The organism is Oleiphilus sp. HI0123 (assembly GCF_001635315.1).
On record NZ_LWGE01001780.1, the window covers coordinates 1 to 1641 of the forward strand.

Sequence of the window (1641 nt, forward strand, 5' to 3'; positions counted from 1 at the left end):
TTACCTGAAGCCCTAAGAGAACAGCTCGATGCAGGCGCTTGCGGCTTGAAGCTCCACGAAGATTGGGGAACCACGCCAGCTTCCATTGATTGCTGTTTATCCGTAGCAGAAGAATATGATGTTCAGGTTGCAATCCATACCGACACCTTGAATGAATCAGGCTTCGTCGATGATACCATTGGTGCGTTTAAAGACCGCGTGATCCACACGTATCACACTGAGGGTGCCGGTGGTGGTCACGCACCTGATATCATTCGTGCTTGTGCTTACCCGAATGTATTGCCTTCATCTACCAACCCAACACGCCCTTACACGCGTAACACGGTTGACGAGCACCTGGATATGCTGATGGTATGTCACCATTTAGATAGTTCTATTCCTGAAGATGTTGCCTTTGCTGACTCAAGAATCCGTAAAGAAACGATTGCCGCCGAAGATATTTTCCATGACCGCGGTGCCTTCAGTATGATTTCCTCCGACTCCCAAGCGATGGGACGTGTCGGGGAAGTGATTACCCGAACCTGGCAAACCGCTCATAAGATGAAGACACAATTTGGTTTGTTGCCAGAAGATTCAGGTTGTGATGCCGACAACTTTAGAGCACGTCGCTATATAGCTAAATACACAATCAACCCTGCTATCGCGCACGGTATCTCTCATGAGGTCGGGTCGATTGAAAAAGGTAAATTGGCCGACTTGGTGTTATGGAAGCCTGCCTTCTTTGGCATCAAACCCTCTACGATTATCAAAGGCGGAATGATCGCTGCAGCACCCATGGGGGACCCTAACGCATCGATTCCAACACCTCAGCCAGTACACTATCGACCAATGTTTGGTGCGCAAGGTTTAGCAGCGGCGAAAACCTCAGTGACCTTTGTCTCAGAAGCGTCTTTGAAGAACGATATTGGCGAGGCGCTTGGTCTTAGCCGAAACCTGAGTGCTTGTAAGAATACGCGCTCTATTCGTAAGTCAGACATGGTGTTGAATGATTGGCAGCCAGAGATCACCGTAGATCCGCAGACTTATGAAGTTAGAGCGGATGGTGAGTTGCTAACTTGTGAACCGGCAGACGAGTTGCCATTGGCGCAATTGTACACATTGTTTTAAACGCTATTTAGGCACCGACCAGTCGGGTTAAAACCCGACCTACAGGCTATGTACTAGCATGGTAGGTCGGACTTCAGTCCGACAAGGTCGAAGCCGATGAGTTCGAGGGTAAATAAGGCCTTCAAAAAAGGAAGATTATGTTAGAAGTATACGAAAGACTCGGCACGCATTGTCATGAAGAGGTTTCAGAAGTCGTCAAGCTAGACTCGGACCAGCGTGATAGAGGACGGCTTAAATTAACGAGTGAAAACGGTGTTGATGTACGTGTCTTTCTAGAGCGTGGCAAGCCTCTATTGGTGGGAGAGTATCTCAAGTCTGAGTGCGGAAAAATTATTCAGGTTCAAGGTGCTGTTGAGTCTGTCGCGCATGCCAGCTGTGAAGACTGGCGTACTTTCTCGCGTGCCTGTTATCATTTGGGTAACCGCCATACAAAAATTGAAGTGGGTGAGCGTTGGTTGAGAATTAAGCCTGACCATGTCTTGGAAGAAATGCTGCACTTACTGGGTTTAGTGGTGACACATGAAGAAGAAGTGT

General features: G+C 48.2%; 2 protein-coding genes. Both read left to right on the forward strand.

Translation table 11 applies throughout. The annotated features are described in order from the left end of the window. The coding region (locus A3761_RS23985) for an urease subunit alpha (RefSeq protein ID WP_156492082.1) at window positions 1-1107 on the forward strand (1107 nt) is incomplete at its 5' end. Between the two features lie 137 nt (window positions 1108-1244). Continuing rightward, window positions 1245-1641, forward strand: a 397-nt coding sequence (locus A3761_RS23990; RefSeq protein WP_068751053.1) for an urease accessory protein UreE, incomplete at its 3' end; no start/stop codon positions are given.